Genomic DNA, 723 nt, shown 5'->3' with positions numbered 1-723 from the left:
GACGCTGCCGGTGTTCAACTCCGTGGGTGAGGCCATGGAGCAGACCGGCGCGGACGTGACGGTGGTGTTCGTGCCGCCGAAGTTCGCGAAGGCCGCGGTGGTGGAGGCGGTGGACGCCGGGATCGGGTTGTGTGTGGTGATCACCGAGGGCATCCCGGTGCACGACACGGCCGCGTTCTGGGCGCACGCGTGTGCTGTGGAGAACAAGACGGGGAACAAGACGCGGATCGTGGGGCCGAACTGTCCTGGGGTGATCAGTCCTGGTCGGTCGAACGCGGGGATCATTCCGGCGGACATCACCGAGGCGGGGCCGATCGGGTTGGTGTCGAAGTCGGGGACGTTGACCTATCAGTTGATGTACGAGCTGCGGGATATCGGGTTCTCCTCGGCGGTGGGGATCGGGGGTGACCCGATCATCGGGACGACGCATATCGATGCGTTGGCGGCGTTCGAGGCGGATCCGCAGACCGAGGTGATCGTGATGATCGGTGAGATCGGTGGGGACGCCGAGGAGCGGGCGGCTGCCTACATCGCCGAGCACGTGTCCAAGCCGGTGGTGGGGTATGTGGCCGGGTTCACCGCGCCGGAGGGCAAGACGATGGGGCATGCGGGTGCGATCGTGTCCGGTTCCTCGGGCACGGCGCAGGCCAAGAAGGAAGCTCTGGAGGCGGCCGGGGTGAAGGTCGGCAAGACCCCGTCCGAGACCGCCGAGCTCGCCCGCCA

Annotated in this window: 1 protein-coding gene; it reads left to right on the top strand. The window is 67.4% G+C overall.

All coding sequences use genetic code 11. The features are described from left to right. On the top strand, window positions 1-723 hold a 723-nt coding region (sucD, locus tag BU204_RS37875; RefSeq protein ID WP_075130588.1), incomplete at both ends, for a succinate--CoA ligase subunit alpha.

This window comes from Actinophytocola xanthii (genome assembly GCF_001921205.1).
Lineage (GTDB): Bacteria > Actinomycetota > Actinomycetes > Mycobacteriales > Pseudonocardiaceae > Actinophytocola > Actinophytocola xanthii.
Note: the sequence above shows the minus strand (reverse complement) of the source record. Positions and strands in the feature narration are given on the sequence as shown.